The sequence below is a fragment of the Magnetospira thiophila genome (assembly GCF_054657015.1).
On record NZ_BAAHXF010000001.1, the window covers coordinates 491,392 to 517,753 of the forward strand.

At 62.2% G+C, this 26,362-nt stretch carries 23 protein-coding genes; 16 read left to right on the top strand and 7 right to left on the bottom strand.

Features of this window, described 5'->3' with window-relative positions:
- Positions 1–8 precede the first annotated feature (8 nt).
- Positions 9–1,373 carry a FecR family protein gene (locus ACYQ1P_RS02290; RefSeq protein WP_460018762.1) on the bottom strand — a complete coding sequence of 455 codons (1,365 nt, stop codon included), beginning with the start codon at positions 1,371–1,373 and terminating at the stop codon, positions 9–11.
- A 333-nt stretch (positions 1,374–1,706) separates the two neighbouring features.
- On the opposite strand from ACYQ1P_RS02290, the gene ACYQ1P_RS02295 reads away from it, so the two are divergent.
- From ACYQ1P_RS02295 to ACYQ1P_RS02315, 5 genes are read left to right on the top strand one after another with little or no spacing between them, the layout of a single operon-like run.
- Complete coding sequence (locus ACYQ1P_RS02295) at positions 1,707–3,512, top strand: ABC transporter ATP-binding protein (RefSeq protein ID WP_460018763.1); 1,806 nt, start codon at positions 1,707–1,709, stop codon at positions 3,510–3,512.
- 5 nt (positions 3,513–3,517) lie between these two features.
- On the top strand, positions 3,518–4,216 hold the full coding sequence (locus tag ACYQ1P_RS02300; RefSeq protein ID WP_460020120.1) for a lysophospholipid acyltransferase family protein: 699 nt from the start codon (positions 3,518–3,520) through the stop codon (positions 4,214–4,216).
- Positions 4,213–5,502, top strand: a complete 1,290-nt coding sequence (locus ACYQ1P_RS02305; RefSeq protein WP_460018764.1) for a 3-deoxy-D-manno-octulosonic acid transferase — start codon at positions 4,213–4,215, stop codon at positions 5,500–5,502. Before ACYQ1P_RS02300 ends, ACYQ1P_RS02305 begins: the two co-directional genes overlap by 4 nt.
- A complete protein-coding gene (gene lpxK / locus ACYQ1P_RS02310) occupies positions 5,489–6,454 on the top strand; it encodes a tetraacyldisaccharide 4'-kinase (RefSeq protein ID WP_460018765.1) in 966 nt (321 codons plus the stop codon). Before ACYQ1P_RS02305 ends, lpxK begins: the two co-directional genes overlap by 14 nt.
- The gene (locus tag ACYQ1P_RS02315) at positions 6,451–7,341 is read left to right on the top strand and encodes a lysophospholipid acyltransferase family protein (RefSeq protein WP_460018766.1); all 891 of its coding nucleotides are present in this window, start codon (positions 6,451–6,453) and stop codon (positions 7,339–7,341) included. Before lpxK ends, ACYQ1P_RS02315 begins: the two co-directional genes overlap by 4 nt.
- Here the strand turns inward: ACYQ1P_RS02315 and ACYQ1P_RS02320 are convergent.
- Positions 7,338–8,834 (bottom strand): PcfJ domain-containing protein, encoded by a 1,497-nt coding sequence (locus ACYQ1P_RS02320; RefSeq protein WP_460018767.1) that lies wholly within the window; start codon positions 8,832–8,834, stop codon positions 7,338–7,340. The two genes, ACYQ1P_RS02315 and ACYQ1P_RS02320, sit on opposite strands and share 4 nt — an antisense overlap.
- A gap of 177 nt (positions 8,835–9,011) precedes the next feature.
- On the opposite strand from ACYQ1P_RS02320, the gene ACYQ1P_RS02325 reads away from it, so the two are divergent.
- Both ACYQ1P_RS02325 and ACYQ1P_RS02330 read left to right on the top strand, forming a co-directional pair.
- Positions 9,012–10,415 carry a leucyl aminopeptidase family protein gene (locus ACYQ1P_RS02325; RefSeq protein ID WP_460018768.1) on the top strand — a complete coding sequence of 468 codons (1,404 nt, stop codon included), beginning with the start codon at positions 9,012–9,014 and terminating at the stop codon, positions 10,413–10,415.
- Between the two features lie 118 nt (positions 10,416–10,533).
- Complete coding sequence (locus ACYQ1P_RS02330; protein WP_460020121.1) at positions 10,534–10,848, top strand: MarR family transcriptional regulator; 315 nt, start codon at positions 10,534–10,536, stop codon at positions 10,846–10,848.
- 12 nt (positions 10,849–10,860) lie between these two features.
- Here ACYQ1P_RS02330 and ACYQ1P_RS02335 read toward each other — a convergent pair whose 3' ends face one another.
- A complete protein-coding gene (locus tag ACYQ1P_RS02335) occupies positions 10,861–11,295 on the bottom strand; it encodes a hypothetical protein (protein ID WP_460018769.1) in 435 nt (144 codons plus the stop codon).
- 255 nt (positions 11,296–11,550) lie between these two features.
- Between ACYQ1P_RS02335 and ACYQ1P_RS02340 the strand changes: the two genes are divergently transcribed.
- From ACYQ1P_RS02340 to ACYQ1P_RS02370, 7 genes are all read left to right on the top strand, one after another.
- On the top strand, positions 11,551–12,126 hold the full coding sequence (locus tag ACYQ1P_RS02340) for a PEP-CTERM sorting domain-containing protein (protein WP_460018770.1): 576 nt from the start codon (positions 11,551–11,553) through the stop codon (positions 12,124–12,126).
- Positions 12,127–12,534: 408 nt separating this feature from the next.
- Entirely contained in the window at positions 12,535–13,566 is a 1,032-nt protein-coding gene (locus ACYQ1P_RS02345) for a TRAP transporter substrate-binding protein (RefSeq protein WP_460018771.1), read from the top strand.
- Positions 13,556–14,059 (top strand): TRAP transporter small permease, encoded by a 504-nt coding sequence (locus tag ACYQ1P_RS02350; protein WP_460018772.1) that lies wholly within the window; start codon positions 13,556–13,558, stop codon positions 14,057–14,059. Before ACYQ1P_RS02345 ends, ACYQ1P_RS02350 begins: the two co-directional genes overlap by 11 nt.
- A 5-nt stretch (positions 14,060–14,064) precedes the next feature.
- The gene (locus ACYQ1P_RS02355; RefSeq protein WP_460020122.1) at positions 14,065–15,378 is read left to right on the top strand and encodes a TRAP transporter large permease; all 1,314 of its coding nucleotides are present in this window, start codon (positions 14,065–14,067) and stop codon (positions 15,376–15,378) included.
- Between the two features lie 76 nt (positions 15,379–15,454).
- Positions 15,455–15,934: a phage regulatory CII family protein gene (locus ACYQ1P_RS02360; RefSeq protein ID WP_460018773.1), complete on the top strand. Its 480-nt coding sequence runs from the start codon at positions 15,455–15,457 to the stop codon at positions 15,932–15,934.
- A 10-nt stretch (positions 15,935–15,944) separates the two neighbouring features.
- A complete protein-coding gene (locus ACYQ1P_RS02365; protein ID WP_460018774.1) occupies positions 15,945–16,625 on the top strand; it encodes a fumarylacetoacetate hydrolase family protein in 681 nt (226 codons plus the stop codon).
- A complete protein-coding gene (locus ACYQ1P_RS02370; RefSeq protein WP_460018775.1) occupies positions 16,622–16,915 on the top strand; it encodes a hypothetical protein in 294 nt (97 codons plus the stop codon). Before ACYQ1P_RS02365 ends, ACYQ1P_RS02370 begins: the two co-directional genes overlap by 4 nt.
- 4 nt (positions 16,916–16,919) lie before the next feature.
- On the opposite strand, the gene ACYQ1P_RS02375 is transcribed toward ACYQ1P_RS02370, so the two are convergent.
- Complete coding sequence (locus ACYQ1P_RS02375) at positions 16,920–17,966, bottom strand: HpcH/HpaI aldolase/citrate lyase family protein (RefSeq protein WP_460018776.1); 1,047 nt, start codon at positions 17,964–17,966, stop codon at positions 16,920–16,922.
- Between the two features lie 184 nt (positions 17,967–18,150).
- On the opposite strand from ACYQ1P_RS02375, the gene ACYQ1P_RS02380 reads away from it, so the two are divergent.
- The gene (locus ACYQ1P_RS02380; protein ID WP_460018777.1) at positions 18,151–19,971 is read left to right on the top strand and encodes a Na/Pi cotransporter family protein; all 1,821 of its coding nucleotides are present in this window, start codon (positions 18,151–18,153) and stop codon (positions 19,969–19,971) included.
- Between the two features lie 55 nt (positions 19,972–20,026).
- On the opposite strand, the gene rpsD is transcribed toward ACYQ1P_RS02380, so the two are convergent.
- From rpsD to metZ, 3 genes are all read right to left on the bottom strand, one after another.
- Complete coding sequence (gene rpsD, locus ACYQ1P_RS02385) at positions 20,027–20,641, bottom strand: 30S ribosomal protein S4 (RefSeq protein WP_460018778.1); 615 nt, start codon at positions 20,639–20,641, stop codon at positions 20,027–20,029.
- Positions 20,642–20,769: 128 nt separating this feature from the next.
- Positions 20,770–24,267 carry an FAD-dependent oxidoreductase gene (locus ACYQ1P_RS02390; RefSeq protein WP_460018779.1) on the bottom strand — a complete coding sequence of 1,166 codons (3,498 nt, stop codon included), beginning with the start codon at positions 24,265–24,267 and terminating at the stop codon, positions 20,770–20,772.
- Positions 24,268–24,313: 46 nt separating this feature from the next.
- Complete coding sequence (metZ, locus tag ACYQ1P_RS02395) at positions 24,314–25,507, bottom strand: O-succinylhomoserine sulfhydrylase (RefSeq protein ID WP_460018780.1); 1,194 nt, start codon at positions 25,505–25,507, stop codon at positions 24,314–24,316.
- A gap of 84 nt (positions 25,508–25,591) precedes the next feature.
- On the opposite strand from metZ, the gene ACYQ1P_RS02400 reads away from it, so the two are divergent.
- On the top strand, positions 25,592–26,362 hold the full coding sequence (locus tag ACYQ1P_RS02400) for an ion channel (RefSeq protein ID WP_460018781.1): 771 nt from the start codon (positions 25,592–25,594) through the stop codon (positions 26,360–26,362).

Consider the following 26,362-nt stretch of genomic DNA (forward strand, 5'->3'; position numbering starts at 1 on the left):
TCCCGTCCTTAATTCACCTTTTCCCATTCGGTGATGCAACCCCGCCCGGAAATCTGCTGGCCACTTCCCATGAAGGTGCCGTAGGACGTCACAAGGGTCCCCGAAACGACACTGCCGTTATTGTATGTCTGCGTGAACGTGCAGTTGTTACTGCACGAGCAGTAGGGGGAAGAGCCAGAGTAATCGAAGCAGCCGAAAGTATGATTGCCTGTCCCGGAAGCGCCCGCGGCAAGGGTGCCATCACTATTGATCAGCCAATAATAGTTACCGGCGGACCCGGAGTAGGACACGCAGAACGGCAATTCGACGCCCGCATCGGACGGCACGATGCCGGTCGGATCGAGGCTGGTCGGATTGTAGCCGGAGATATTCCGCATGTCGTAGAGCAGGGCCGAGCTCTGACCGTCGGCACGGAACGGCGGCAGCTTGGGCGGTGTGACGGACGTGTCGCCCAGCGGCAACAACAGGTTGGCCGTGCCGGTCAGGAATGCCCGAAGTCCGCTGATATAGCTCTCCACGGCGGGATTTTGACCGATCAGATCCTTGATGACGGCCGAATTCTCCAGATTGCCCAACGCGGTTTCGGCGCGTCCAATCATGTCCGTTATGGCTGCGGGCTGCGCGGGATCGGCCCCCAAAATGGCATCCCGTTCCGCCAAGACCCGCTCCAGGCTGGCGCCTTCCGGTGTTCCCTGGAGCTGCTGCTTCAGGAAGCCCTCAATCTGCCCGGTCTCGCCGAATTGCTCCATTTCCCGATTGCCTTCCTGGACGCCCTGGAACTGTCGCTGATCGGTCGGGGTGATCGCAGACACGGTAATCGGTTGGGTCGGAGATGTGGTCTGTGCCTTCTGCCCGGCATTGATGACCTTGGAGTCCGAGGTGTTGTAGACGCGGGCCGAACCGGTTTGGGCGGCAGCGGTATTGGTCTCGCCCACCGGGGCCGCTTGCAGATTCTTGATGGTGCCTCGAATACCGATGCTCAATACCGGGGTACGAATGGTCATGCCCTCGGCGGTGTTGCGGGTGATCGCGCCGGAGGCGAAGGCGAACAGGCCGCGTACGGCGTTCAGCGCAATGCGACCGGTGCCCTGGTCCGGGTCATAAACCATCTCGTCGATGACCATCATGGAGTTTTCATCCATGTTGAAGGTGCTGCCGTCGTTGAAAACCACGCCCAGCTTGCCGCCGATTCCCGTTTGCAGGGTATCGCCCTTGTAGATGGGGTCCTCTTTTTTCAGCAACTGAACGCCCGCCGCACGGGCCGCGTCGACGCGCCCCTTGACCAGCTTGACGACGCCGATCACCGTTTCCTGGGCCCAGGCGGAACTTGGCGCGGCCACCGTGGCAATAAAAGCGACGAGAAGAACCAACATGAGACCGTGAACCAGTCCCTGCTGTCCTACGAACCGAAAAGTCAGCGTGCCCGAGGAGGCCCCGCAAAATCTGGTTCCGCTCATGGTATTCCTTCCCGTATTCCCCTTGACCACCCCACGAAACAAGTCGGCCCATAACCTAGGCCGCCCAAGATTCTCCCGCGAGCGCCCCGATAGTAAAGGATGGTATTTGCCGTGACGATCCTCAACCTGTAGGCTCGCATAAAAATATCACATGGTGTTGCAGAAGAAGCACATGTCGCGATCCGTTGGATCGACGGAGCGGGCGTGCTATGGTCCGCCACCTTCATACATTTTTGAGATTATACTGCCTTGTCCGACACCGCCAAAGCCAAGCCCGCCCGCAATCCCAATGCCACGTCGACCCTGCTGGGGCGATTGTTGCGGGAGAATGTCGCTCCCTACAAATGGTGGGTTTTTTGGTCCATATTTTTCATGTCTGTGGTCGCCGGGACCACCGGCCTCAGCGCCTGGCTGCTCGATCCGGTGATCACACACATTTTTGATGACAAGCGTAGCGACCTGGTATGGCCCCTGGTCGGTGCCATTCTTCTGACTTTCATGTGCAAGGGGTTTGCCAATTACATGCAGACCCTGCTCATGTCGCGGGTCGGCTTGCGCATCATTGCCGACAATCAGAACCGTCTGTTCCGTCATTTGTCGCGGATGGATTTGGCCTTTTTTCATGCCCATCCGACGGGCACCCTGGTGTCGCGCTTCACGGTCGATATCGCCCAGATGCGGGTGGCCGTGTCCAACGGCCTGACCGCCCTGGGCAAGGACATGATGTCGCTGTTCGCCCTGGTCGGGGTGATGTTCTATGAAGACTGGCAATTGTCGTTGATCGCCCTGGTGGCCTTTCCCACCGCCATCTATCCCATTTCCCGCCTCGGTCGGCGCATGCGCAAGGTGACAGCCAACAACCAGCAGGAAATGGGCCAATTGACCACCACCCTGGAACAGAGTTTCCAGGGTATCCGCATGGTCAAGGCCTATGGCATGGAAGACTACGAGATGGGCCGGGTGGCCAAGCTGACCGACAGCATCTACGCCCTGGCAGTCAAGGCGGCCAGTACCCGGGCCTTTTCCAGCCCGATCATGGAGACCCTGGGCGGCCTGGCAGTGGCGGCGGTGATCGCCTACGCCGGACACCGGGTCATTCATCAGGACATGCGCTCCGGAGCTCTGATTGCCTTCATCGCCGCGCTGCTGATGGCCTATGAACCCATGAAACGGCTGGCCAACCTCAATGCGTCTCTCCAGGAAGGTCTGGCCGGGGCGCAGCGCATGTTCGCCCTGCTCGACCAGCCGCCCGCCTTCAGCGAACTCCCGGACGCCAAGGATCTGGTGGTTTCCGGCGGTGGGGTCAGCGTTCAGGATGTGCACTTCAGTTATGACGATGAAAATAAGGCGCTCAATGGCCTGACCCTTGAGGTACCTGCTGGAGCGACTGTGGCGCTCGTCGGGCCGTCGGGGGCGGGAAAATCCACCGTGCTTAACCTGATCCCGCGCTTCTATGATCTGCAAAGCGGCAGCGTGACCATCGACGGCCAGGATGTGCGCCATGTAACCTATGCCTCCCTGCGCGGGGCCATCGCCCTGGTCAGCCAGGAAATCACCCTGTTCGATGACACGGTGCGGGCCAATATTGGCTATGGGCGTGCCGAGGCCAGCGAGGAGGAAATCCGGCAAGCGGCGCGTCATGCGGCGGCGGAGGAATTCATCCTCAACCTGCCCCAGGGCTACGACACCCTGGTCGGCGAACAAGGGGTCAAACTCTCCGGCGGGCAGCGGCAACGGCTGGCCATCGCCCGGGCGATGCTGAAAAACGCGCCCATTCTGCTGCTCGATGAGGCCACTTCGGCGCTGGATACGGAATCCGAACGCAAGGTCCAGGCGGCGCTGGATAAGTTAATGACCAATCGGACAACATTGGTCATCGCCCATCGCCTGTCGACAGTGGTCAAAGCGAACCTGATCCATGTGATTGATCGCGGCCGGGTAATCGAATCCGGCACCCATGAGCAATTGTTGGCCCATGGCGGTCTCTATGCCCGGCTCTATGCCTTGCAGTTCGAGGAGAGGGAAGACGACGAGATGGAGGCCATGCCGTCGTGACGCTGATGAAGCGGCTCCTCAAGAACGACCGTCTGCGCCGGGTGCTCTGTTGGCTCGGGGCGGGGTACGTGCGGTTGCTGCATCTGTCCAGTCGCTGGGAGGTGCGCGGCGAAGAGATCGGCGAACGCTTCCATGCCGAGGGCAAGCCGTTTATCGGCTGTTTCTGGCACGGTCGCATGTTGATGATGCCGTTTGCCTGGCGCCATGCAAATCTGGCTCATATGCTGATTTCTCATCACCGGGACGGGCTGCTGATTTCCCGTGTCATTGGCCATCTGGGCATCCGCACCGTGGCCGGATCGAGCAGCCGGGGCGGGGCCTCGGCGTTGCGTCAAATCCTCCAGATTCTCAAGGACGGCGGCTATGTCTGTTTCACCCCCGACGGCCCCCGAGGTCCCCGCATGCGGGCCAGCATCGGCGTGGTGCAGGCGGCCAGACTGAGCGGTGCGCCGGTGGTTCCGGCCTCCTATTCCGTGCGCCGGGGACGCAACCTGAACAGTTGGGATCGTTTTTTGTTGCCGCGCTTTTTCACTCGCGGCGTAATTCTGTGGGGGGCCCCCATTCATGTGCCGCGCGACATCGACGACGCCGGGCTGGAAGCCTGTCGCCGCCAGATCGAAGACAGCCTGACCGCCCTGACCGCCGAGGCCGACCAACTCTGCGGACGGCCGCCCATTTTACCGGCGGAGGCGGTCGCGCCATGATGCTGAGCCTGTACCGTTGGGCCACCAGCCTTCTCGGGCCGCTGATTTACGGGCATCTGGTGCGGCGGCGGCGGCGGGGCAAGGAAGATGCCGCACGCTTTGGTGAACGGCTCGGACGGGCCGGACGGCCGCGTCCCGAGGGGCCGCTGGTCTGGATTCATGCGGCCAGCGTCGGCGAATCCCTGTCCGTACTGCCGTTGATTGATGCCCTTCTGGCCTACCGTCCCGACCTGCACATTCTGCTCACCACGGGGACGGTGACTTCTGCCCAATTGCTGGCCCAACGGCTCCCGGCGCGGGCCATTCACCAATATGTGCCGGTGGACCGACTGGTTTGGGTCGAGCGCTTTCTGGATCATTGGCGGCCCGATCTGGCGCTCTGGGCAGAATCGGAATTCTGGCCCAATCTGGTGGACCGGGCGGAGCGGCGCGGCGTGCCGATGATCCTGGTCAACGGACGGGTTTCGGACCGTTCCTTTGAGCGCTGGCAGCATTTCCCCGCATCCATTGCGCAGCTGCTGGGGGGATTCGATCTCTGTCTGGGGCAGACCGTCATCGACGAGAGCCGACTGCGTACCCTCGGCGCCCCCCGGACCGCCTGTGTGGGCAATCTCAAATATGCCTCGCCGCCGCTCCCGGTGGCGACGGTTGAACTGGATCACCTGCGCGGCCAGATGGCGGGTCGTCCCCTGTGGCTGGCGGCCAGCACCCATGCGGGCGAAGAGGCCGTTGCCGGGCGCTGTCATCAGGCCCTGTCCGAGCGCCATTCGAAGCTGTTGACCATTATTGTCCCGCGACATCCGGGGCGCGGCGACGAGATCGCGGCGGCGCTATCGGCTCTCGGTCTGAACCTGGCTCGCCGCGCCGCCGGGCAGCCGCTGACCCCGGACACCGACATCTATCTTGCCGATACCATTGGCGAACTGGGGCTGTTTTTCCGACTCTGCCCCCTGGTGTTCATGGGTAAATCGCTGATCGGTCGCGGTGGGCAGAATCCCCTGGAAGCGGCCCGCCTGGGCTGTGCCCTGCTGGTCGGGCCACAGATGGATAACTTCGTTGCGGTGACCGACGATCTGGTTTCCGGCGGCGGCTGTTTGATGGTGCAGGATGAAGCCCATTTGCGGGCCACCCTGGACCGCCTGCTGGCCCAGCCGGAGCAAGTGATCGCCATGGGGGATGCCGCCCGACGGGAAGCGGAAAGCAAGGCCTCGGTGCTCCCGGCCCTGATGACCCGTCTCGACCCCTATTTGCGCAACCTGCGGGGGGAGAACCATGCGGCCCCCTGATTTCTGGTTCCGCGCCGGATTCGATTTCCGCTCTTGGGCCTTGGCCCCGCTGGCCGCCCTGTTCACCCTGGCCGGACGGCGGCGGCGGGCGCGTTGTCAGCCACAAAAGGTTTCGGTCCCGGTGCTCTGTATCGGCAATCTCAGTCTGGGCGGCGCGGGCAAGACCCCGGTGGCCTTGGCCGTCGCCCAGCGGCTGCACCTTCTGGGCGGGCGACCGCATTTCCTGACCCGGGGATACAAGGGGCGGGAAAAGGGTCCGTTGCGGGTCGATCCGCGACTCCACCGGGCGGCGGATGTGGGGGATGAACCGCTGCTGCTGGCCCGGGTCGCGCCGACCTGGGTGGCGGCGGAGCGTCCGGCGGGGGCCGAAGCGGCCATTGCCGCCGGGGCGACCCACCTTATTTTGGACGACGGGTTCCAAAACCCATCCCTGCATCAGGATCTGGCCTTGCTGGTGGTCGATGGGGGGATCGGCTTCGGCAACGAGCGGGTGGTACCGGCCGGTCCCCTGCGCGAACCGGTCTCCGACGGCCTAGCCCGGGCCCAGGGCGTGGTGCTGATCGGTTATGACCGCTGCGCTGTCGCCGATCAAATCGGAGATTTGGCGCTGCACCGGGCACATTTCCGCCCGTTACGGGAATTGGACAACCGTAATCTGTTGGCCTTTGCCGGCATTGGGCGACCGGAAAAATTCTTTGCCACCCTGCGCAATGCCGGTGGAAAACTGGTGGCGACCCGTGGCTTCGCCGATCATTACCCGTACACGGAAGCCGACATTCGCGCCTTGCTCAGGGAGGCCGCGGCTGTTGACGCGACTCTTATCACCACGGCCAAGGACGCCGTGCGCCTTCCGCCCTCCCTGCGAGACGCGGTCCAGGTTCTGGAGGTCGACCTGAGTTGGGAGGACGAATTATTATTGGATGATTGGCTTAAAACCGGATTGGGCATATGACGCTGAAGAAGTACCTGTTGCAACCCCTCGAAGCGGCGACGGTATGGCTGCTGTGGCACGGGATGCGCCTTCTGCCCCTCGACCCGATGGCGGCGTTGCTCGGTGCGGCGGCGCGGCGGATTGGACCGATGATGCCCCTCAGCCGTCGGGCCGAGGACAATCTGCGCGCCGCCTTCCCGCACATGGCGCCGCCCGAGATTGCCGCCATTATTGCCGATATGTGGGAAAATCTGGGGCGGACGGCGGCGGAACATCCGCACCTGGATAAGATGAACATGTATGATGGCGGCCCCCATCCCCGGGTCGAGGTGATCGGGGCCGAAAATATCGACATGGTGCGCGATGACGGCCTGCCCGGGCTTTTTTTCTCCGGCCATCTGGCCAACTGGGAAGTTATTTCCATCGCCGTCGCCCAACGGGGCGTGCCGTTGGATCTGGTCTATCGGGCCGCCAACAATCCGCATTTAGACTGGTTGTATAAAAAAGGTCGGGTGGCGGTCGGCGGCCAACTCATCCCCAAGGGTTCGAAAGGGGCGCGGCAGTTGCTCAAGGCCCTGAAGGACGGTCGGCACGTCGGCATGCTGGTGGATCAGAAAATGAACGACGGCATCGCGGTGCCGTTTTTCGGGCGCGACGCCATGACCGCCTCGGCGCTGGCCGAATTGGCCCTGAAATACAAATGTCCGATCATCCCCGCCCGCACCGAACGGCTGCACGGCTCGCACTTTCGCTGCACTTTCTTTCCGCCCCTGCCCATCGTCGACAGCGGCGACCGGGCGGCGGACCTGCGCACCATCATGACCGAGGTCAATGGTCTTCTCGAAAGCTGGATACGCGAGCGCCCGGCCCAATGGCTCTGGCTGCATAACCGCTGGCCACGGGATTAATCGCGCAGGATCTTGCCGTGCACCCGCCAGGACTCGGGCAGGCGGATGATTTTAGTGCCGCGCAGGTCCAGATCCCCATGCACCTCGACCCGCCCCATGGAACGGCTGGTGTCGAGCCGGGCATGTTTTAGATCAAGCGTTCCATAAACCGTCAAGTCTCCGGGGAAGGTTGGATTGTCCCAACCGGCGTAGCTCAGACGGCCATAGACCGTGATCACCTCGGTCCCATCCAAGGCCATGTCCGTATAGGTCACCTCGCCAATGGCGACGAGCGTTTCGGGAAGTCGCCCGGTCACATGTTCGCCAATCGGACACCCCGCCACTTCAAGATCCCGGGGCAGGATCGGAATGGCCGCGCCGTCGAGCAGCAGAAGCTGGCCGATCCGGACTCCTTCCGGCAGTCGGCGCAGCACGGAATTAACGGTGGTCAGTTCCTTCAGGACCCGGGTGCCGGGGGCGATCTCCTTGACCAGACTATCCTCCAGATTGAGGGTGCGCACGACCAGACCCTCGGGCAACCGCTCCACCGGCGACAGGGCCAGACCGGTCAACGACAGGCCGATGTGCAGGTCTCGGGGCAAGACCTTCAAACCGCTGTTGGCCAGCACCAGGGATTCCGTCACCCGCAAGCCTGCTGGCAGGCTGGGCACGTCATGGCGTCCGGTGAGCACCAGATTCTGCCGCACATGAGTGCCCTCCGGCCAGTCGTGAGCCTCCGAAAGGCGCAGAATTTCGCCCTCGGCACTGAGCACGAATTCGGTCAGCCGGGCGCTGATGCGTTCCGGTTTCAGGTGCTGCAGCAGGCGGGTCACCGCGTCCAAATACTTTCCCGGCACCGGTTCATTGGCCAATCCCTTGGCCTGATGGACCCGCCGCTGGGCGGGATCGTATTCCACCGTACAATGGGGACGATTCTCAGCATCCCGCAGGGAATAGATCTCGGTACGGAAGCTGTCGTAGGCCCCACCGCCGACGCAATGCCGCATCTGTTCCCCCTCGTAATCGAGGGCTGCGGGACTGGCCAGCCGAACCCAGGACCAACCGTTATCCATCCCCATCACCGGGGCCAGGCCCTGCGGGTCATCGGCGGCGAATACATTTTTCCGTTTGGCCAGCCGATCATGCCAGCGTTCCGCATGGCGTCGGGCATGGTCATAAGAAATGCGCAGGCGCTTGGCCGCCAGACGGGGGTCGATCTCCGGCAGGGCGGCCAGCCAATCGAGAATGCGTCCTGTCTCCTCTTCGCAAGCGGCGGAAAGTACGAACCAGACTTCCTTCAATTCATGACGGCGGGCGGTGGCCCGGTTGGAGGCCACGTCGACTCTTCGCAGCGGCAGGGGATCGGGCAGCGCCACCTCGGCACAGCTCTCGTCGCGCAACAGGGCCGGGCGCAGATGGCGGCGGCCCCAGGCCCGACAGGCCTCGTCGAGACCTTCCGTCCGCTGCGCGATATAGCGGTCCACATCATCTGTATTGAGGACGTAATGGGCCATGGTCGGTGTCCCCCTGTTCTTGTATATTTGGGTACAGCGAAAAGGGATGCAAGATGCCGTCAGATTTGGCGGCGATGCTCCGGGAGTGCCCATGATCCTCGAACCGATCCTCGAATCAATCCCGACCTGCCCGCCGGTACCGTTGTCGGGCAAGAGCTGCTGCACGAAGGAAGCCCGATGAGCGAAAAAATAACCAATCTTTGCGACGCCTGTGACAACTCCATTCCCTTGACCGCCCTCCGGCCTTCCCGGTTGGCGGATTGGAAAGTGGCCCGCCCGGATTGGGCGGCCTGGGTGACGGCCACCGGCTTCACCGCCGGGGCCGGGGATGTCTGTCTGGTGCCCGGCACTTCGGGCGGCATTGGAGGGGCCTTGCTCGGTCTCGGCGAGACATCCGATCCGGTGTATGGGGATTTGTGGTCCTGGGCCAGCGCCGCCGGTTTCCTGCCTGAGGGCGCCTACGATGTGCAAGACCCCGAGACGCATGGAGACACGGCGGTTCTGGGCTGGGCGCTGGCAGGCTATCGGTTTGACCGTTACAAGGTGCAGCCTGCCCTCCCGGCCCGGCTCTGCTGGCCCGCAGCCTGCGACCGGGCCCATTTGCGGAGATTGATCAAGGCGACTTTTTTGGTCCGTGACCTGATCAATCTGCCCGCTGCGGACTTGGGGCCGGTGGAATTGGCCGACACGGTGGCCGAGGTGGCGCGCCTGCACGGAGGCCGGGTCAAAGTCATCATCGGCAACGACCTGCTGAAGTGCAATTACCCGGCCATCCACGCCGTGGGCCGGGCCGGCCCCAGCGAACCGCGTCTGATTGACCTGACCTGGGGCGCGCCGGACGCCCCTCGGGTCACTCTTATCGGCAAGGGCGTCTGTTTCGACAGCGGCGGCCTGGACATCAAATCCGCCGACTTCATGAAACTGATGAAAAAGGACATGGGCGGCGCGGCGCATGTGCTGGGACTGGCCCAGATGATCATGGACGCCCAACTGCCGGTGCGCCTTCGGGTGCTGATCCCGGCGGTAGAAAACAGCGTGTCGAGCAATGCCATGCGGCCCATGGACGTGCTGCCGACCCGGGCCGGCAAAACCGTGGAGGTGGGCCACACGGATGCCGAGGGACGGTTGGTGCTGGCCGACGCCCTGGCCGAAGCGAGCGCCGACAAGCCGGAGTTGATCATCGACTGCGCCACCCTCACCGGCGCGGCGCGGGTCGCCCTGGGGACTGATCTTCCGGCGCTGTTCTGCTCCGACGACGCCCTGGCCGATGACCTGCTGCGGGCCGGGCGGACGAGCCATGATCCGCTGTGGCGGCTCCCCCTGTGGCAGCCCTACCGCCCCAAGATCGAGGGCAAGACGGCGATGCTGACCAACGATGCCGAAGGGCGCTACGGCGGCGCGATCACCGCCGCCTTGTTTCTCAGCGAATTCGTCGATCCTGGAATTCCATGGATACATATCGACATGATGGCCTGGAACACCGCCCCCCGTCCCGGTCGTCCCGAGGGCGGTGAGGCGCAGGGGCTGCGCGCCCTGTTCGCCCTGTTGCAGGGACGCTACAGCGCGCCGTCACGCAACTGAAAAACGCCCTTGCTCCTAACCCGCCAACCCTGTAACAATTGCGGTAATGTAACGATTGGAGGCGGCCTTGGGGGTGGATCTGAGCGAATTGAAGGCGCTGGACTTGTGGCGCCGGGCCATGGTCACCAGCGTCAGCCGCGAGGCGCCCGACCTGTCGGCCCGCCAGATGGCGGTTCTGCTGACCATCTATCTGACCCCGCCCCCCCATACGGTGCGTGGTCTGGCGCAGATTCTCAATGTCTCCAAACCAGCCATCACCCGCGCTATTGACCGGCTCAGCGAATTGGAACTGGTCCGCCGCAAGGTCGATGAAGCCGACCGACGCAGCGTACTCATGCAGCGCACGGTCAAAGGCTCGGTGTTCCTGCGCGAGTTCGGTGAGATCATCGTCAGCGCCGCCCACGCCCTCCCCGACGACATGCCGGATGGCTGAACCCGCCCCCCTTCACGGGGCTGGCGGACGCCGGGAAGCGACGCCGGGCAACAGCACCGGTATGGGTTCGCTGGAGGCGTCGGCGCGCGGATCGGGCAGCAGCGGCGTCATGGCCTGGATCAGATAGGCCACCACCCCGGCCTGGAATTCCTTGCGCACCGCCGACCAGGTGACCCACAGGCCGCCGCGCGATTCATAGTCCCGCATTTCCGGATCCAGCCGCGCCTCGACCACCGGCAAGGCGAGGTTCTCCGTCCGTCCGACGCGCAGCCATTGGGGCTGGATGCCCCCATGCCAGATGACATAGATGCCGCTCAGTCCCGTCAGTCCGATTTCTTCCGGAAACACATCGGCCAGACGCCAGAACTGGCCGTCCGGTGCCCGCACCCACTGGGGGTCCTGCAGCCCAATATCGCCGCGCCCGACCATGACATCGAGAAGTCCCATGACGAATCCTCCTTGAATGGACGAGCCTACCCTATCCCCTTCGGGTCGGGGGTGTAAAAAAACCTGGATTCCGCCCCTGCTGACCATCGCGAAATGTCACAATTTTTAACACTTTCGAATAGCCCTAAATAGTAAATATTTTTTATTTCAAATCGTTAATCGGCTGGCACAAAATATGCTTTTCTTATTGGAAAGGTGAATTTTCACGGCACAAGGATTGGACAAGTCTTTGTGTCAGACTAGGGAGGATAGAACATGAAAAAAATTCTCTCTTTGATTGGTTTTTGTGGCTTTTTGCTGGCAGCTCACGGCAGCGCGCAGGCCTCCCTTTACACCTACAACGGCGTCGGCACATCCCTGCCGGACCGGGTGTCCACATCGAGCAGCATCACTGTGAACGATGTCTTCGCGGTTACCGACGTGACCATCAGCCTGAACAACCTGTATCACACCTACTCCGGGGATCTGTTGTTCACCTTGTATCATGACGGCCTGAGCGCCGCCCTGACCGTGGGTACCAATGGCGGCACCGATCCCAATGGCACCTTCACGTTCTCCGATGATGCGACCATTGGCAATTATTCTTGGAGCAGCTACCCCGGCCAATCCATCCTGCCGGCCTCGGCCCTTTCGGTGTTCGATGGACGGTCGTCCCAGGGTACTTGGACCCTCGGCATCTATGACCAATATGGGGCGGATTCCGGTTCCCTCGGCGGCTGGACCTTGAACCTCGCCGGGACGCAGGTTCCCGAGCCCGCAAGTCTGGCCCTGTTCGGTGCCGGTCTGCTCGGTCTGGGTTTCGCCGGACGGCGGCGCAGGGCTGTGGCCTGAGTTTATTTTTCCCGTCTCCAAAGAGCGGCGGTCCCAGGCGGGGCCGCCGCTTTTCGTTGCGAGTCACGTAAGGTTCATCGACCGTTCATTGAAAAGCAAGACTTTGGGGTTATGTATTTGCTGGTAAGCTGGAGCAATGGGGCTTCAGAACATAACAAGGTACGGAGGACATCATGTCCAGTCGCGTTCTAGCCAGTCGGCTGATCGTTCCGGGCCGCAAGCCGGTGGTGATGCGTACCATTCGCCGCAGCTAAGGCCCTTTTCTACCGCCGGTCGGGATGTGCCCGGCCGGGGTTCGAGGGGCTCCCCATTCAAATCCGTTGCTTTCCGATTCTCATCATGTCGCGACGCTTTCCCTGTGCCATGGGGTGGGCTAAGGTCCCGCCCATGAACGAGGGGAGAGAATCCATGTTTCGTCTGTTGTGCGCTGTGGCGCTCGGGCTGGCATTCGCCGTTTCGGCAACCACCGGCACGACCGCCGACCCCCTGACTCTGAAAATCCACCATTTCCTGCCCACCTCCAGCACCACCCATGCCAAGTTCCTTCAGGTCTGGGCCGAGCGGGTCGAACGGCAATCGGGCGGTCGTCTCACATTCCGCATTTTTCCATCCATGCAGATGGGCGGCAAACCGCCGCAACTTTACGATCAGGTGCGCGATGGGGTGGCCGATCTGATCTGGACCCTGCCCGGGTACACGCCGGGACGCTTTCCGGTGATGGAGGCGCTGGAACTGCCGTTCATGGTTTCCACCGCCGAAGCCACCTCACAGGCTGCTTGGCGCTTCTACGACCAATATGCCCGCGACGAGTTCAAGGACGTGCATCCGCTGCTGTTGCATGTGCATGCCCGCGGTTCCTTTCATCTGCGCGACACGCCGGTCCGGCAGTTGGCCGACCTGGACGGGCTCAAGATCCGCGCCCCCAGCCGCACCATCAACGCGGCCCTGAGTGCCCTCGGGGCCTCACCGGTAGGCATGCCAGTGCCGCAAGTGCCGCAATCCCTGTCCAAGGGCGTGATCGACGGCGCGGTGATCCCCTATGAGGTGGCGCGCGCCCTCAGGGTGCCGGAACTGGTTAAATATCACACGGAAATCGGCGGTCCCCGTGGCTTCTATACCGCCGTGTTCCTGTTCGCCATGAACAAGCGGGTCTATGACGACCTGCCGCCGGACCTGCAAAAAGTCATCGACGACAATTCCGGTCTGCCGCTGGCCCAGGAAATCGGGCGCCTGTGGGACGAGGAAGAGGACGTCGGGCGCGCCGCCGCCTTGAGCCAGGGCAATGAGATCACAGTGATCCCGCCGGAGGACCTGGGCCCCTGGCGCGTCGCCACCCAGCCGGTCATCGACGATTGGGTGGCCGCCCGCAACCAGGAGGGATTGGATGGGGCCGCCATGCTCGACGGGCTGCGGACGCTGATCGCGGGATATGACCGGTGAGTCGGGCCCCCTGACCTTTCATCATGCGCTACAAGGGGCGGCCCGCGCCTTCGCCCTGGCGGGCGGGATGTTGATGGTGGCGCTTGGTCTGTTGACCGGGGTCAGCATCCTTGGGCGGTGGCTGTTCGACACGCCGGTTCCCGGGGATTTCGAGTTGGTCCAGAGCGGCTGCGCCATCGCCATTTTTGCCTTTCTGCCGCACGCCCAAATGCGCCGGGGCCATGTGGCGGTGGATTTCTTTGTCGGACGTTTTCCTGTTTGGACACAGCGGATTCTGGAGAGTCTGGGCCATGGCCTGTTTGCCCTGATCGCCGCCCTGTTGACCTGGCGATTGACCCTCGGCGGGCTGTCGTTCCTGCATAATGGCGAAACCACGATGATTCTCGGGCTGCCCCTGTGGTGGAGTTTTCCGCCCATCGTCGCGGCCTGCGGCCTGCTCACCCTGACCTGTCTCGATGCCCTGGCCGAAAGCCTGCGGAGGTCGGACCCGTGAGCGACATGGCTGTCGGCGGCATGATGATCGGGCTGTTGCTGGTGCTGATGGCCCTGCGTCTGCCCATCGGCGTCGCCATGCTGCTCAGCGGGGGGCTGGGCTATGCCAGCCTGAACGGCTGGATGCCGCTGCTCAATTACCTCAAGACAGCCCCCTATTGGCGTTTTTCCACCTACGACCTGTCGGTGGTGCCGTTGTTTTTGTTGATGAGTCAGTTCGCCACCCGGGCCGGGCTCAATCGGAACCTGTTCGACACGGCACGGGTCTGGGCCGGCAGCATGCGCGGCGGATCGGCGATGGCAGCCATCGGAGCCTGTGCCGGGTTCGGGGCCATCTGCGGTTCTTCCCTGGCCACGGCGGCAACCATGGGACAGGCCGCCCTGCCCGAACTGCGCCGTCAGAACTATGACGGCGGGTTGGCCACCGCCACCCTGGCCGCCGGAGGAACCCTGGGCATTCTGATTCCGCCGTCGGTGGCGCTGGTGCTCTATGCCATCCTGGTGGAAGCCAACATCGCCACCCTGTTTCAGGCCGCCCTGCTCCCCGGACTGCTCGCCGCTGTGGGCTACGTGCTGGTCATCGCCGTGCTGGTCCGCCTGAATCCCGAGGTCGGACCCGCCGGGAAGCCGACGTCTTGGCGCGACAAGCTGTCGTCTTTGAAGAAAATCTGGGCGGTCGGGGGCATTTTCCTGCTGGTCATCGGCGGCATCAATGGGGGACTGTTCACGCCTACCGAGGGGGCCGCCGTGGGGGCTTGCGCCACCGGCCTGCTGGCCCTGCGCCAGGGCGGCCTGGGTTGGGCTGCCTTCAAGGACAGTCTGCTTGGCATGGCCGAGACCACGGCAATGATTTTCCTGATCCTGCTCGGCGCGGATCTGTTCAATGCCTTTCTCGCGCTGACCCAACTGCCGGTCGAGGTGGCCGCTGTCATCGCCGAGTCACAGGGCTCGCCGTATCTGGTGCTGGTCGCCCTGCTGCTGCTTTATTTGCTGTTGGGCTGCGTCATGGATTCCCTGTCGATGATCCTGCTCACCGTGCCGATCTTCTGGCCGGTGATGGCGGGCCTGGATTTCGGCCTGGGGGTGGAGGAAACCAAGATCTGGTTCGGCATTCTGGCGCTGATCGTGGTCGAGGTGGGCCTGATCACCCCGCCGGTGGGAATGAATGTCTTTGTTATCAATTCGCTGGCCCACGATGTGCCGATGGGAGCCACGTTTAGGGGAGTCTGGCCGTTCCTGCTGTCCGATCTGCTGCGGGTCCTGCTGCTGATGGGCTTGCCCGGCATTGCTCTTATTCTGCCACGCCTGTGGGCCGGATGAGCGTGCGACTTGTGGAACCGCTCACGCCGCCGTATAGTAATGCCCAGGTCATTTAATTGATTTCAGAGGACATTTCATGCGTACCGTTGGCTCCCACGCGCCTCGCAAATATGGCACCGCTGCGGCGGCAACCCAGCAACTGATCAATGACGTGGGTGGCCTGAAAGAAGCGGAAAAGGTCTGCGGCCGCGGCAAGACCGTGCTGCATGACTATGCCGATCCGCACAAACCCGACCGCTCCATGCCGATTCATATTGTCGAGGCGTTGGAAAAGATTTCCGGCACCCATCCGGTGACCGAACATCTGGCGGCCCAGGCCGGACTGCTGGTCATCGATGTCCCGGCGGAAAAAACCGAGCTGGAGTGGCTGGCCCATATCTCCCGGGTGTCCAAGGAGTTTTCCGACGTGCTGCGCAAGACTTACGAATTCCTTGAGGACGACGGCATCATTGATGAAAGGGAAGCGCGCATCCTGTTGAAGGAAATCGACGAAAATCTGCTGGTCTTGGCCGACATGCGGGAATCCGTGCGGCTGCGCGTCACCCCCGAAGAATAAATCAGCCGCCATGGATATGGATACGGCTTTTCCCCCCTCTCCGACCGTGCGGATGCCGGTTGTCGGCACCTCGAAACTGTTTCCGGTACGGCATATGCTGTGCGTCGGACGCAATTACGCCGACCATGCGCGGGAAATGGGGTCCGACCCGGACCGTGAGCCGCCGTTCTTTTTCGCCAAGATGGCTCAGGCGGCTATCGGTGGCACAGAGCGCTTCAGTGTCCCCTATCCAAAGGCCACCCAGCGGTTGGAACATGAAGTGGAACTGGTGGTGGCGCTGGGGCCGGACGGCAAGCCGTTCGGGCAGGCCATCGGCATCGACCTGACCCGCCGCGACTTGCAGGCCCAGGCCAAGGCCAAGGGTCGCCCCTGGGACAGCGCCAAATCATTCACTGCCGCCGCCCCCTTGGGTCCCATCCATCCTCTCAATGGTGCGCCTGTGCTTGAGCGGGGTCGTATTGCTTTGTCGGTCAATGGTGAACTGCGTCAGCAAGGGGACCTCAGCCAGATGATTTGGTCGGTCTCCGAGGCACTCGACCATCTGGCGGCCCAAGACCGGCTGTACGCCGGAGATTTGTTGTTCACCGGCACCCCTGCCGGAGTCGGGTTGCTGGTGCCGGGCGATGTGGTGACGGCAGAAATCGAAGGTCTGGGCCGCATCACGGTGACCATTGACGAGCCCCTGCCATGAGGCGTTCCCTGCTGCTGATCTGCCTGATTGCCTCGGCCTGTGCCCCGACGGTACGCTGGGAACATGCGGAGCGTCCGCCGTCCCAATGGTCAACGGACATGTCCACCTGCCGTCGCTGGGCAGCGCAACAGGTGGAAAAGGACGTCGCCCGCAGCGATTACGGCGGCGCGGGCGTCACCTCCGCTGGCACCTACGCCAGTCAGATGGCCGCTTACGACAGCTCGAAGCGCCGGACCGAACTGCTCGAACGCTGTCTGCGCAGCAACGGCTACCAGCCGGTCGAGAAATAATTCCCTACAGCCCGTAGACCTTGGCCATTTCCGGGTCCTTGGCGGCGACCTGACGGGCCAGATCGGCGATCACCTTGGCCTGTTTCCAGGTGGCATCGTCCTGCATCTTGCCGTCGATCATCACCGCGCCGGTGCCGTCGGGCATGGCGTCGAGGATCTTGAGGGCGAAAATCACTTCGTCCGGGTCGGGACTGAACACCTTCTTGGCGATGTCGATCTGCTTGGGATGCAGGCTCCAGGCCCCGGCACAGCCGAGCAGGAAGGCATTGCGGAACTGCGCCTCGCAGGCCTCGTTATCAGAGAAATCCCCGAACGGCCCATAGAACGCCTTGATGCCATTGGCCTGACAGGCATCGACCATCTTGGCCACCGTGTAATGCCAAAGATCCTGTTGATAAAAGGCGCGCGGCCCCTGATCGGCGCGCGGGTCTTCCATCACCCCGTAGAACGGATGGCCGCCGCCGACCCGGGTCGTCTTCATGCCGCGCGACGCCGCCAGATCGGCCGGGCCGAGGCTCATGCCATGCATGCGCGGACTGGCTGCCGCGATGGCCCCGATGTTTTCCACCCCCAAGGCGGTTTCCAGGATGGCATGGATCATGATCGGTCGCGAAATTCGGTGCCGTGCCTCCAGTTGGGCCAACAGTTGATCCAGGTAATGGATGTCCCAGGGGCCTTCCACTTTCGGCAGCATCACCACGTCCAGCCGCTCGCCGACCGCCCCCACCACGTCGAGCATGTCATCCAGGAACCACGGTGAATTGAGGCAGTTGACCCGGGTCCACAGCTTGGTATCGCCCAACTCGGCGGTCCGCGCCACCTCGATGAACCCGGCCCGCGCCGCTTCCTTGGCCTCGGCGGGAATGGCGTCTTCCAGGTTGCCCAGAATCACATCCACCTGCTTGGCCATGTCCGGCACCTTGGCCCGCATCTTCTCCACATGGGGCGGAAAGAAATGGATCATCCGTTCCAACGCCACCGGCAGCTCCCGATAGGGCGTCGGCGCGCCAATAGCCAGGGGTTCGAGGAATTTACGGGCGGGTTTGGTCATCGGGGCCTCCCTGGGGTCGTTCTCAATGGCGGAAGTCCGATTGTGCAACGCAATATCGCATCGCACAAGCCCGGAAAATCCCTGGCCCTGAAATGTCTCTCATAGGCGTCGGTCGTGAGGGATGTTATGCTTTTGATTCAGAGGGATGGCCTTGGAGCAAGGAAATCCTGAGAGGATTCTCGCCATGCTGAAGCGCCTTCTTTTGCTGGTCATACTGCTGATTCTGGCCTGGGGCTTCTGGATCAGCCCGGACTTCAAGGAAATTGCCGCCGGGGTGGCGCTGTTTCTGTTTGGCATGCTGTTTCTGGAACAGGGCTTTCATTCCTTCACCGGCGGCGCTCTGGAAAAACTGCTCAAGCTCACCACCGACAGGCTGTGGAAGAGCATCGGCTTCGGCATGCTGGCGACCACGGTTTTGCAATCCAGCTCCCTGGTTTCGGTGATCACCATTTCCTTTCTTGGCTCCGGCCTGATCCTGCTCCCGGCGGGGATCGGGATCATTTTCGGGGCCAATATCGGGACGACCACCGGGGCTTGGCTGGTGGCCGGTTTCGGGTTGAAGGTGAACATCGCCGCCTATGCCATGCCCATGCTGGTATTCGGGGTGATTTTGATTTTCCAGAAATCAAAGGGCATGAAGGGGGTCGGCTACATTCTTGCCGGGTTGGGGCTGCTGTTTCTCGGCATTCACCATATGAAGGAGGGTTTCGAGGCCTTTAAATCAAACATTGATCTGGCCGCCTATGCCATGCCGGGTCTGGGCGGATTGTTGGCGTTCTGCGGCATCGGCATTTTCGCCACCGTGGTCATGCAGTCCAGTCATGCCACCCTGGTGCTGATCCTGACCGGGCTGTCGGCCGGTCAAATCACCTACGAAAACGCCCTGGCGCTGGCCATCGGGGCCAACATCGGCACCACCATCACCGCCATCATCGGGGCCATGAGTTCCAATTATCAGGGCAAGCGGTTGGCCGGGGCGCATTTGATGTTCAATATGACCACTGGCGCAATCGCCATCATCTTCATCGGCCCGTTTATCTGGGCGGTCGATCATGTGGCCGTGACATTCGGTATTCCCGAGGACGATTACGCCCTCAAGCTGGCGGTGTTCCACACCATTTTCAATCTGGTCGGGGTGATCGTCATGACGCCGCTCATAGACCGCATGGTGAATCTTCTTGAACGGCTCATTCCCCGACCCTGGAAAAGGGTCATGGAGCCGCTGTATCTCCAGGATGCCGCGTTCGATTTTCCCGAGACCCTGTTGGAATCGGTGCGCCGGGAGACCCTGCATCTTTATGACAACAGCCTACCGATCCTGGCTTTGGGACTGAGTCTGGAACCGGAGGAGGTGACCGGAAAGCAGCCGCTGGATCATTTGCTGGACACCCACCGCGAGCCGATCACGTTCGATCTGGAGGATCTGTATGCGACGGACGTGAAGTCCCTCTACGGGGCCATTCTCGACTTCATCAGCCGTGCCCAGACAAAGCTGCCGCAGGACAATGCGGCCTCGCTTTACGCCCTGCGCAACGCCTGTCATGCCATCGTCAAGGCGGTCAAGGATGTCAAGCATCTGAGTTCAAACCTGCAAACCTACATCGCCATCGACAACGTCCACATGCGGCGCCAATACGACACCCTGCGTCGGCTGATCGTCCAACTCTTGCGGGACCTGCATGACCTCCGCGAGCAGCCGGTGGAAGACCGGCACGTCCTGGCTCTCGATCACTACAAGCTGGCCATCGAGGAGGGCAGTGCCGTTGCCGACGGCACCCTCGACCGCCTGATTCGGGAACGCCGCATCACGCCCGCCATGGCCACCTCCTTGATGAATGACGTGAGCTATACCCGCAGCCTGATCTGGAACCTGATCGACATGGCCCAGGCGGTGTTCGGCTCCAAGGAAATGGATGTCCGCAAAGCCGAGGCCATGGTGCGGCTGACCGACGTGGAAATCGACGAAATCAAGGCGGCAGAGGGTCGGGCGAAAGAGCACCCATAAAAAACCGCCCGGATTTCTCCGAGCGGCTTGTCTTGAATGATATTCGGCGACAGGGTCAGCGCGAATAGAATTCGATCACCAGATTGGGTTCCATCTGCACCGGATAGGGCACGTCGGCCAGGGCGGGCACACGGACAAAGGTGCCTTTCATGGCCTTGAGGTCCACATCCATGTATTCGGGGATGTCGCGTTCCGTGCTGACCACGGCTTCCATGGCCATCGGGATCTCGCGGGACTTGGCCTTGACCTCGATCACGTCGCCTTCGCGCACTCGATAGGAAGGAATGGTCACCTTCTGGCCGTTGACCATGATATGGCCGTGGCCGACGAACTGCCGGGCCGAGAACACGGTGGGCACGAATTTCATGCGATAGACCACGGCATCCAGGCGCTGTTCAAGCAGGCCGATCAGGTTCTCGGAGGTATCACCCTTGCGGCGGGTGGCCTCCTGGTAATACTTGCGGAACTGCTTCTCGGTGATGTTGCCGTAGTAGCCCTTGAGCTTCTGCTTGGCCATCAACTGGGTGCCGAAGTCGGACGGCTTGCGGCGCCGCTGGCCGTGCTGACCGGGGGCGTATTCGCGCTTGTTGATCGGGCTTTTCGGGCGGCCCCAGAGATTTTCGCCGAGGCGGCGGTTGATCTTGTATTTGGCGGTAATGCGTTTGGTCATTGTTTAGATCTCTCTATCGTTTTTGTGTCCCGGTAGTCCTCGACTTTCGAGGCGGAGACGCACGACCAAGCGCGCACCCCACGTTCCCGGGAATGAGGGGCGGCAGTATAGGCAGAATCCCGGCGATGTCAAACGCCCGCTCCCGCCCCCGCTTCCTCCAGCGTGCGGGCGATCCAGGCGCGGGTGAGTTTCTCGGCGACTCCGTTCTGCATCAGCCGCTGGTGCAGGCATTCGAAGTCCACCCGATCCAGGTCCTGATCCTGATTGAAGCAGGAAAACACCACCGAACGTTGGCCGGTTTCCGGGTCCTGGTGGGCTTGCAGGCACTGGGCGCAGATCTCCTTCATCATGCATTGCATGGGCGAGTTGATGGAGCCGAAGGCCACATGGTCATCCTTGAGGAACGGCTTTAAGACCCCGTGCCGCGCTTGACCCACCGCGTTCATCATGCGGTCCGAGCCGATGGCGATGATGCGATCCACGCTGCTCAAGGGAATCGGAATGTCGCCTAAGGAGCCATCCCCATAAGCGACCATGGCCTGCACGATGTTGCCGACGAAGTTTTTGTCTTGCGGACGTCCGGGCTCGAATCCCGGCGCTTCGTCGCAGGTCCAGACAATCACATCGGCGGCTTTCTCGATGTTTTCGATGTGGTAGCGGTCATGGACCCCCTTGTATCCGGCGAAATAGAGCACCTTCGAACCCGCCGCCCGCATCGCCTGACCGACCGAGAACAGCACCGCATTGCCCAGGCCGCCACCGCACAGCAGCACCGTTTCGCCACCCGGGGTTTCGGTCGGCGATCCGGTCGGTCCCATCAGCACCACCGGTTCGCCGGGCTTGAGATGAATGCACAGATTGGACGAGCCGCCCATTTCCAGCACGATCACCGATACCAGTCCCTGGTCCACATCCACCCAGGCCCCGGTCAGGGCGACGCCCTCCATGGCCAGCCGGGTATCCGGGGTGGCGATGGCATGGGCCTCGTAGTTTTGCAGCCGGAAGAACTGCCCCGGCTTAAAGCGCCGCGCCGCGCCGGGAGCACGCAGAATCACCTCGATGATGTTGGGGGTCAGCCGCTTGACCTCATGCACCCGGGCCAATAGTTCGTCATTGAGCCGGTCAACCAGGGCCTCCCAGGGTTCCCGGGCGGTCGGGGCGCGGCGGGCCAGCACCCGGTCGATCACCGGATAGCCCTGTTTGGCACTGGCCATGGCCTTGACCACATTGCCGGCCCAGGTGGGATGCTGATCGCCGAAAAAGCTCACCGCCCGACCGTCGGCTTCGTTGCGCATCAGGACGGCTGGGTTTTCTGGTTTTGGTGTCCATTCCGGCGACACCGGCGCGCCGTCTTCGTCCAGGGCCTGATAATATTTGCCGTCCATGGTGGCAAAGCCCGGATGCTCGCGGGCCAGGGTGGTGTTGGGCTGGGTCCCGGCGGCGATGAGCACGGCACGGGCGGGCAGTGTGACTTCCTCCGTTGTCGCCTTGGGTCGTCCGTCGATCATTTCCATGCGGCTCAGGCGCAGACCCGAGCAATGGCCGAAATCGTCCACCTCCACCGCCAGCGGGCCGAGCAGTTCGGCGAAGCGAATGCCCTCTTCCAGTGCCTTGTTGATCTCTTCGTGATTGAGACGATAGGCCGGGGAATCGACCATGCGGCGGCGATAGGCGATGGTCGCGCCGCCCCAGGCATCGAGCAGCGGCGCAAAATCGGGAGTCCGGCCCTCGGCCTTGGCCTGCATCCGTTCCTGACGCAGGGCGCGGCCGTGAGTCAGAAATTCCTGGGCGATGTCGGCTTCCTCGCCTTGCCATAGGGCGGCGGTCTCGGCCTCCCCATGTTCGGCCAGCAACACCTCATAGCGATGCAGGAATTTTTCCACCTGCCGCACATAATAGGCCAGGGATTCGGTGGCCGTGTCGATGGCGGTCAGGCCGCCGCCGATGACCACCACCGGCAGCCGAAGTTGCAGGTTGGCCACCGTGTCCATTTTCGCCGCGCCGGTCAGTTGCAGGGCCATCAGGAAGTCGGAGGCCTGGCGCACCCCACGGGCCAGATTATTCGGAATATCGAGCACCGTCGGCTTGCCTGCCCCGGCGCACAGGGCGATATGATCGAACCCCAAAGCGAAAGCGTCGGCGTCGGTGATGGTCGAACCAAAACGCACCCCGCCATACATGGCAAAACGGTCGCGGCGCTCCAGAAGCAGCCGCAAGACCTTGAGGAAGTTCTTGTCCCAACGCACGGTGATACCGTATTCGGCTACCCCGCCAAACCCGGCCATGGCGCGGTTATCCAAGTCTTCCCACAGTTCGTGGTAATCCTCTACCGGATGGAAGGGCACCCGCTGTCCGGCGTCGTCATGGCCCGACAATTCCGGCGGCAGGGGTTCGATTTTCAATCCATCCACGGCGACCACCGAATGACCTTCGTTGATCAGGTGGTGAGCCAGACTGTAGCCCGCCGGACCCAGCCCGACCACCAGCACCTTGTATCCCTTGTCCGGCTTCGGCAGGGGACGGCGAACATTGAGCGGATTCCAGCGGCTGAGCAGGGAATAGATCTCGAACCCATAGGGCAGACTCAAAAGGTTCTTGAGGGCGCGGGTCTCCACCTGCGGGATGTTTACCGGCTCCTGTTTCTGGAAGATACAGGACTTCATGCAGTCATTGCAGATGCGGTGCCCGGTCCCGGCCATCAGCGGATTGTCGACCATCGCCGTGGCGACGGCGGCCAGCGGATGACCGCGATTCATCAACAGATGCATCTCGGAAATTTTCTCGTCCAGCGGACAGCCCCAGAGTTCCACGCCGAGCGGATTTTTCTCGATCTCGCCGGTCTTGCGGTCGCGCAGGCCATGGGAGCAGGCATCGCGGCCCCGCTCGTGGCAGATGACGCAGTAATGGGTCTGGTCGAGCACTTCCAGCAGGCTCGCCCCGGAATCGGTCAGATGAAAGCCGTCCCGATGGCGGCGCACCGAGGGATCGAGACACAGTGCCGGAGCCCCTTCGAGCGATAGTGTCTCCCCTTCGACCAGATGGTCGTGATCCACATGCACCACCTTGTGAAACAGCACATCGTCATGATGATGGGCCTGTCCGGCGGCGGTATGAATGGCCCAGGCGGCGTAACGCTTGGCGGCATCGAGACCCGCCACATGGGTTTCCGGATCGGCCTCCCAGGCATTCACCGCGCGGGCGAAGGAGGCCTGATTGAGCGGCCTGCCCGCATGGGCCACCACCTGCTGCCACAGGGCCGGACCATCGAAGGTTTCCGCCTCTTCCGGCTTGAAGGCCTTGGCGGCCAGCCGTTGGACGAAATTGCGCTTGGATTTGAAAAAGAACTCCAGCCCGGTTTGAACATCGATCAGCTCACCCAGAGCTTCGTCCATGTGGAACAGCACGGCGACGAAGTTTTCCAGATGCGGCGCGAGGTCCAGGATCAACTGGGACTCATCGGCCTTTTCCAACGCTTCAGGGGATTGGCGGGCGTTGACAAGACGACCGTGCAGGTCCTGATCAACCGCCTCCAGGTCCTGCAAAAAATGCGCGTCGATCTTGTTCAGACCGTTTAAGTCGTAAAGATCCTCGAAGCCCAGACCATGGGCCAGCGCCAGATTGGACATGACTTCCCCTTTTTTGTGCAGCGACTCGTGCTCTAGGGGATTGAGTTTAAACCCGATCCAGCGCCTGTTCCAAGTCTGACAAGATATCTTGTACGTCTTCCAGACCGACCGACAGACGCAGCAGGCCGCCGGTGATTCCCACCGCCTGCCGTTCCGCGTCACTGAGCCGCTGGTGGGTGGTGGTCGCCGGATGGGTGGCCAGACTCTTGGCGTCGCCCAGATTGTTGGAAATATCTATCAGGCTCAGATGATTGAGCAGTCGGAAGGCGGCGTCTTTTCCGCCCTTCAATTCAACCGCCAACATGCCGCCGCCGCTGCGCATCTGGGCCATGGCCAGGGCATGCTGCGGGTGACTGGGCAGCCCCGGATAGAGCACCCGCGCCACTTTCGGATGGCCTTCGAGGGCCTGCGCCAGGGCCAAGGCATTGTCGCTGTGGCGGGCCATGCGCAATTCCAAATGCTCCAACCCCTTCAACTGCACCCAGGCATTGAACGGACTGAGCGCCGGGCCGGTATTGCGCAGGAAGGGCAGAAGCTGGGTGGTAAAAAAATCCTCGTCGTTGGTCAGCACGCAGCCGCCCAAGGTCCGCCCCTGACCATCCATATATTTGGTCGAGGAATGAAAGACGATGTCGGCCCCCATCTCGAAGGGCCGTTGCAGGACCGGTGTGGCGAAGGCGTTATCGACCACCAATCGCCCCCCTGCGGCATGGGTCAAATCAGCCACGGCCTGGATATCGACGATCTGCACCCCCGGATTGGACGGCGATTCCACCAGCACCGCCTGAGTCGGTCGGGACAGTGCCTTTTGCCATTGTTCCAGATCGGTGCCATCGACGATCTCGGTCTCGATGCCGTAGCGGGGCAGCAGATCGGTCAACAGATAGAGGCAGGAGCCGAACAGCGCCCGCGCCCCGACCACCCGGTCCCCGGCCTTCACGCAAGGCAAAAGGGAAGCCGTCGCGGCGGCCATGCCGGTGGCGGTCGCTTTACAGATGCGGGCGTCTTCCAGCAGCGCCACCCGGTCCTCGAACATGGTCACTGTGGGGTTGCCGAACCGGGAATAGACCAGATGGGTGTTTTCACCCTTGAACGCCGCCTCGGCCTGTTCCGCCGAATCATAGACATAGCCCGAGGTCAGAAACAGGGATTCCGAGGTCTCGTCCATCTCGCTGCGCCGGGTGCCGCCACGCACCGCGCGGGTTGCCATGCGCCAGTTTCGGGGGTCGGTGTTTTTCATGCGGGCCTCCTGATCGAGCGACCATATGCCACGCGCAAAGGAGTCTGGCAAGATGATCAGGATCGGCTACACTCCCAAACCATCATGAACATCCGCAGCCAACTGATTGAACTGTATCACGGAGCCTCCCCCAAGGGACGCCGGTTCCGCTACGGCCTGCTGGCCTTCGATGTGCTGACGGTCACCTTTTTCATTCTGTCTTCCATGGTCTCTCACGAGCGCTGGGTGATTGTCGCCGACTATGCCATTGGCGCGGTCCTGCTCCTGGATTATGTGGCCCAAATGTGGATCGCCAACCGGCCCTGGAGGCACTTTTTCCGCCCCTTGATCCTCGCCGATCTGCTGGTCATATTCTCGTTGATGGCCCCGGTATTTCTGGAAAACATGGCCTTCCTGAGGGTGGTCCGCATGTTGCGCCTGCTGCGCAGCTATCATGTGCTGCGCGAGTTGCGCGACGCTTTCGGGTTCTTCAAACAGCATGAGGAGACCATCCAGAGCGCCTTGAACCTGTTCGTGTTCATTTTTTTCGTCACCGCCCTGGTCTATGTGTTGCAGGTCCACAGCAACCCGCAAATCAACAATTACATTGATGCCCTGTATTTCACCGTCACCACCCTGACCACCACCGGCTTCGGCGACATCACCCTGGAAGGCAGCAGCGGACGCCTGCTGGCGGTGCTGATCATGGTGGTTGGCGTCGGATTGTTCCTGCGATTGGTGCAGACCATCTTCCGACCGCAACGGGTGACCTATAAATGCCCCGATTGCGGTCTCACCCGCCACGACCCGGACGCGGTTCACTGCAAACATTGCGGTCGGGTGCTGAACATCGAAAACGACGGCAGTTGGGAATAA

Coding starts and splice junctions, on each gene's coding strand:
- ACYQ1P_RS02340 (WP_460018770.1), top strand. CDS start 11,551: ATGAAAAAAATTCTCTCTTTGATTGGTTTTTGTGGCTTTTTGCTGGCA.
- ACYQ1P_RS02355 (WP_460020122.1), top strand. CDS start 14,065: ATGGCTGTCGGCGGCATGATGATCGGGCTGTTGCTGGTGCTGATGGCC.
- ACYQ1P_RS02320 (WP_460018767.1), bottom strand. CDS start 8,834: ATGGCCCATTACGTCCTCAATACAGATGATGTGGACCGCTATATCGCG.
- ACYQ1P_RS02345 (WP_460018771.1), top strand. CDS start 12,535: ATGTTTCGTCTGTTGTGCGCTGTGGCGCTCGGGCTGGCATTCGCCGTT.
- ACYQ1P_RS02365 (WP_460018774.1), top strand. CDS start 15,945: ATGGATATGGATACGGCTTTTCCCCCCTCTCCGACCGTGCGGATGCCG.
- ACYQ1P_RS02370 (WP_460018775.1), top strand. CDS start 16,622: ATGAGGCGTTCCCTGCTGCTGATCTGCCTGATTGCCTCGGCCTGTGCC.
- ACYQ1P_RS02330 (WP_460020121.1), top strand. CDS start 10,534: ATGGTCACCAGCGTCAGCCGCGAGGCGCCCGACCTGTCGGCCCGCCAG.
- ACYQ1P_RS02400 (WP_460018781.1), top strand. CDS start 25,592: ATGAACATCCGCAGCCAACTGATTGAACTGTATCACGGAGCCTCCCCC.
- ACYQ1P_RS02300 (WP_460020120.1), top strand. CDS start 3,518: ATGAAGCGGCTCCTCAAGAACGACCGTCTGCGCCGGGTGCTCTGTTGG.
- ACYQ1P_RS02380 (WP_460018777.1), top strand. CDS start 18,151: ATGCTGAAGCGCCTTCTTTTGCTGGTCATACTGCTGATTCTGGCCTGG.
- ACYQ1P_RS02335 (WP_460018769.1), bottom strand. CDS start 11,295: ATGGGACTTCTCGATGTCATGGTCGGGCGCGGCGATATTGGGCTGCAG.
- ACYQ1P_RS02305 (WP_460018764.1), top strand. CDS start 4,213: ATGATGCTGAGCCTGTACCGTTGGGCCACCAGCCTTCTCGGGCCGCTG.
- ACYQ1P_RS02290 (WP_460018762.1), bottom strand. CDS start 1,373: ATGTTGGTTCTTCTCGTCGCTTTTATTGCCACGGTGGCCGCGCCAAGT.
- ACYQ1P_RS02315 (WP_460018766.1), top strand. CDS start 6,451: ATGACGCTGAAGAAGTACCTGTTGCAACCCCTCGAAGCGGCGACGGTA.
- ACYQ1P_RS02375 (WP_460018776.1), bottom strand. CDS start 17,966: ATGACCAAACCCGCCCGTAAATTCCTCGAACCCCTGGCTATTGGCGCG.
- ACYQ1P_RS02360 (WP_460018773.1), top strand. CDS start 15,455: ATGCGTACCGTTGGCTCCCACGCGCCTCGCAAATATGGCACCGCTGCG.
- metZ (WP_460018780.1), bottom strand. CDS start 25,507: ATGAAAAACACCGACCCCCGAAACTGGCGCATGGCAACCCGCGCGGTG.
- ACYQ1P_RS02350 (WP_460018772.1), top strand. CDS start 13,556: ATGACCGGTGAGTCGGGCCCCCTGACCTTTCATCATGCGCTACAAGGG.
- ACYQ1P_RS02390 (WP_460018779.1), bottom strand. CDS start 24,267: ATGTCCAATCTGGCGCTGGCCCATGGTCTGGGCTTCGAGGATCTTTAC.
- rpsD (WP_460018778.1), bottom strand. CDS start 20,641: ATGACCAAACGCATTACCGCCAAATACAAGATCAACCGCCGCCTCGGC.
- ACYQ1P_RS02325 (WP_460018768.1), top strand. CDS start 9,012: ATGAGCGAAAAAATAACCAATCTTTGCGACGCCTGTGACAACTCCATT.
- lpxK (WP_460018765.1), top strand. CDS start 5,489: ATGCGGCCCCCTGATTTCTGGTTCCGCGCCGGATTCGATTTCCGCTCT.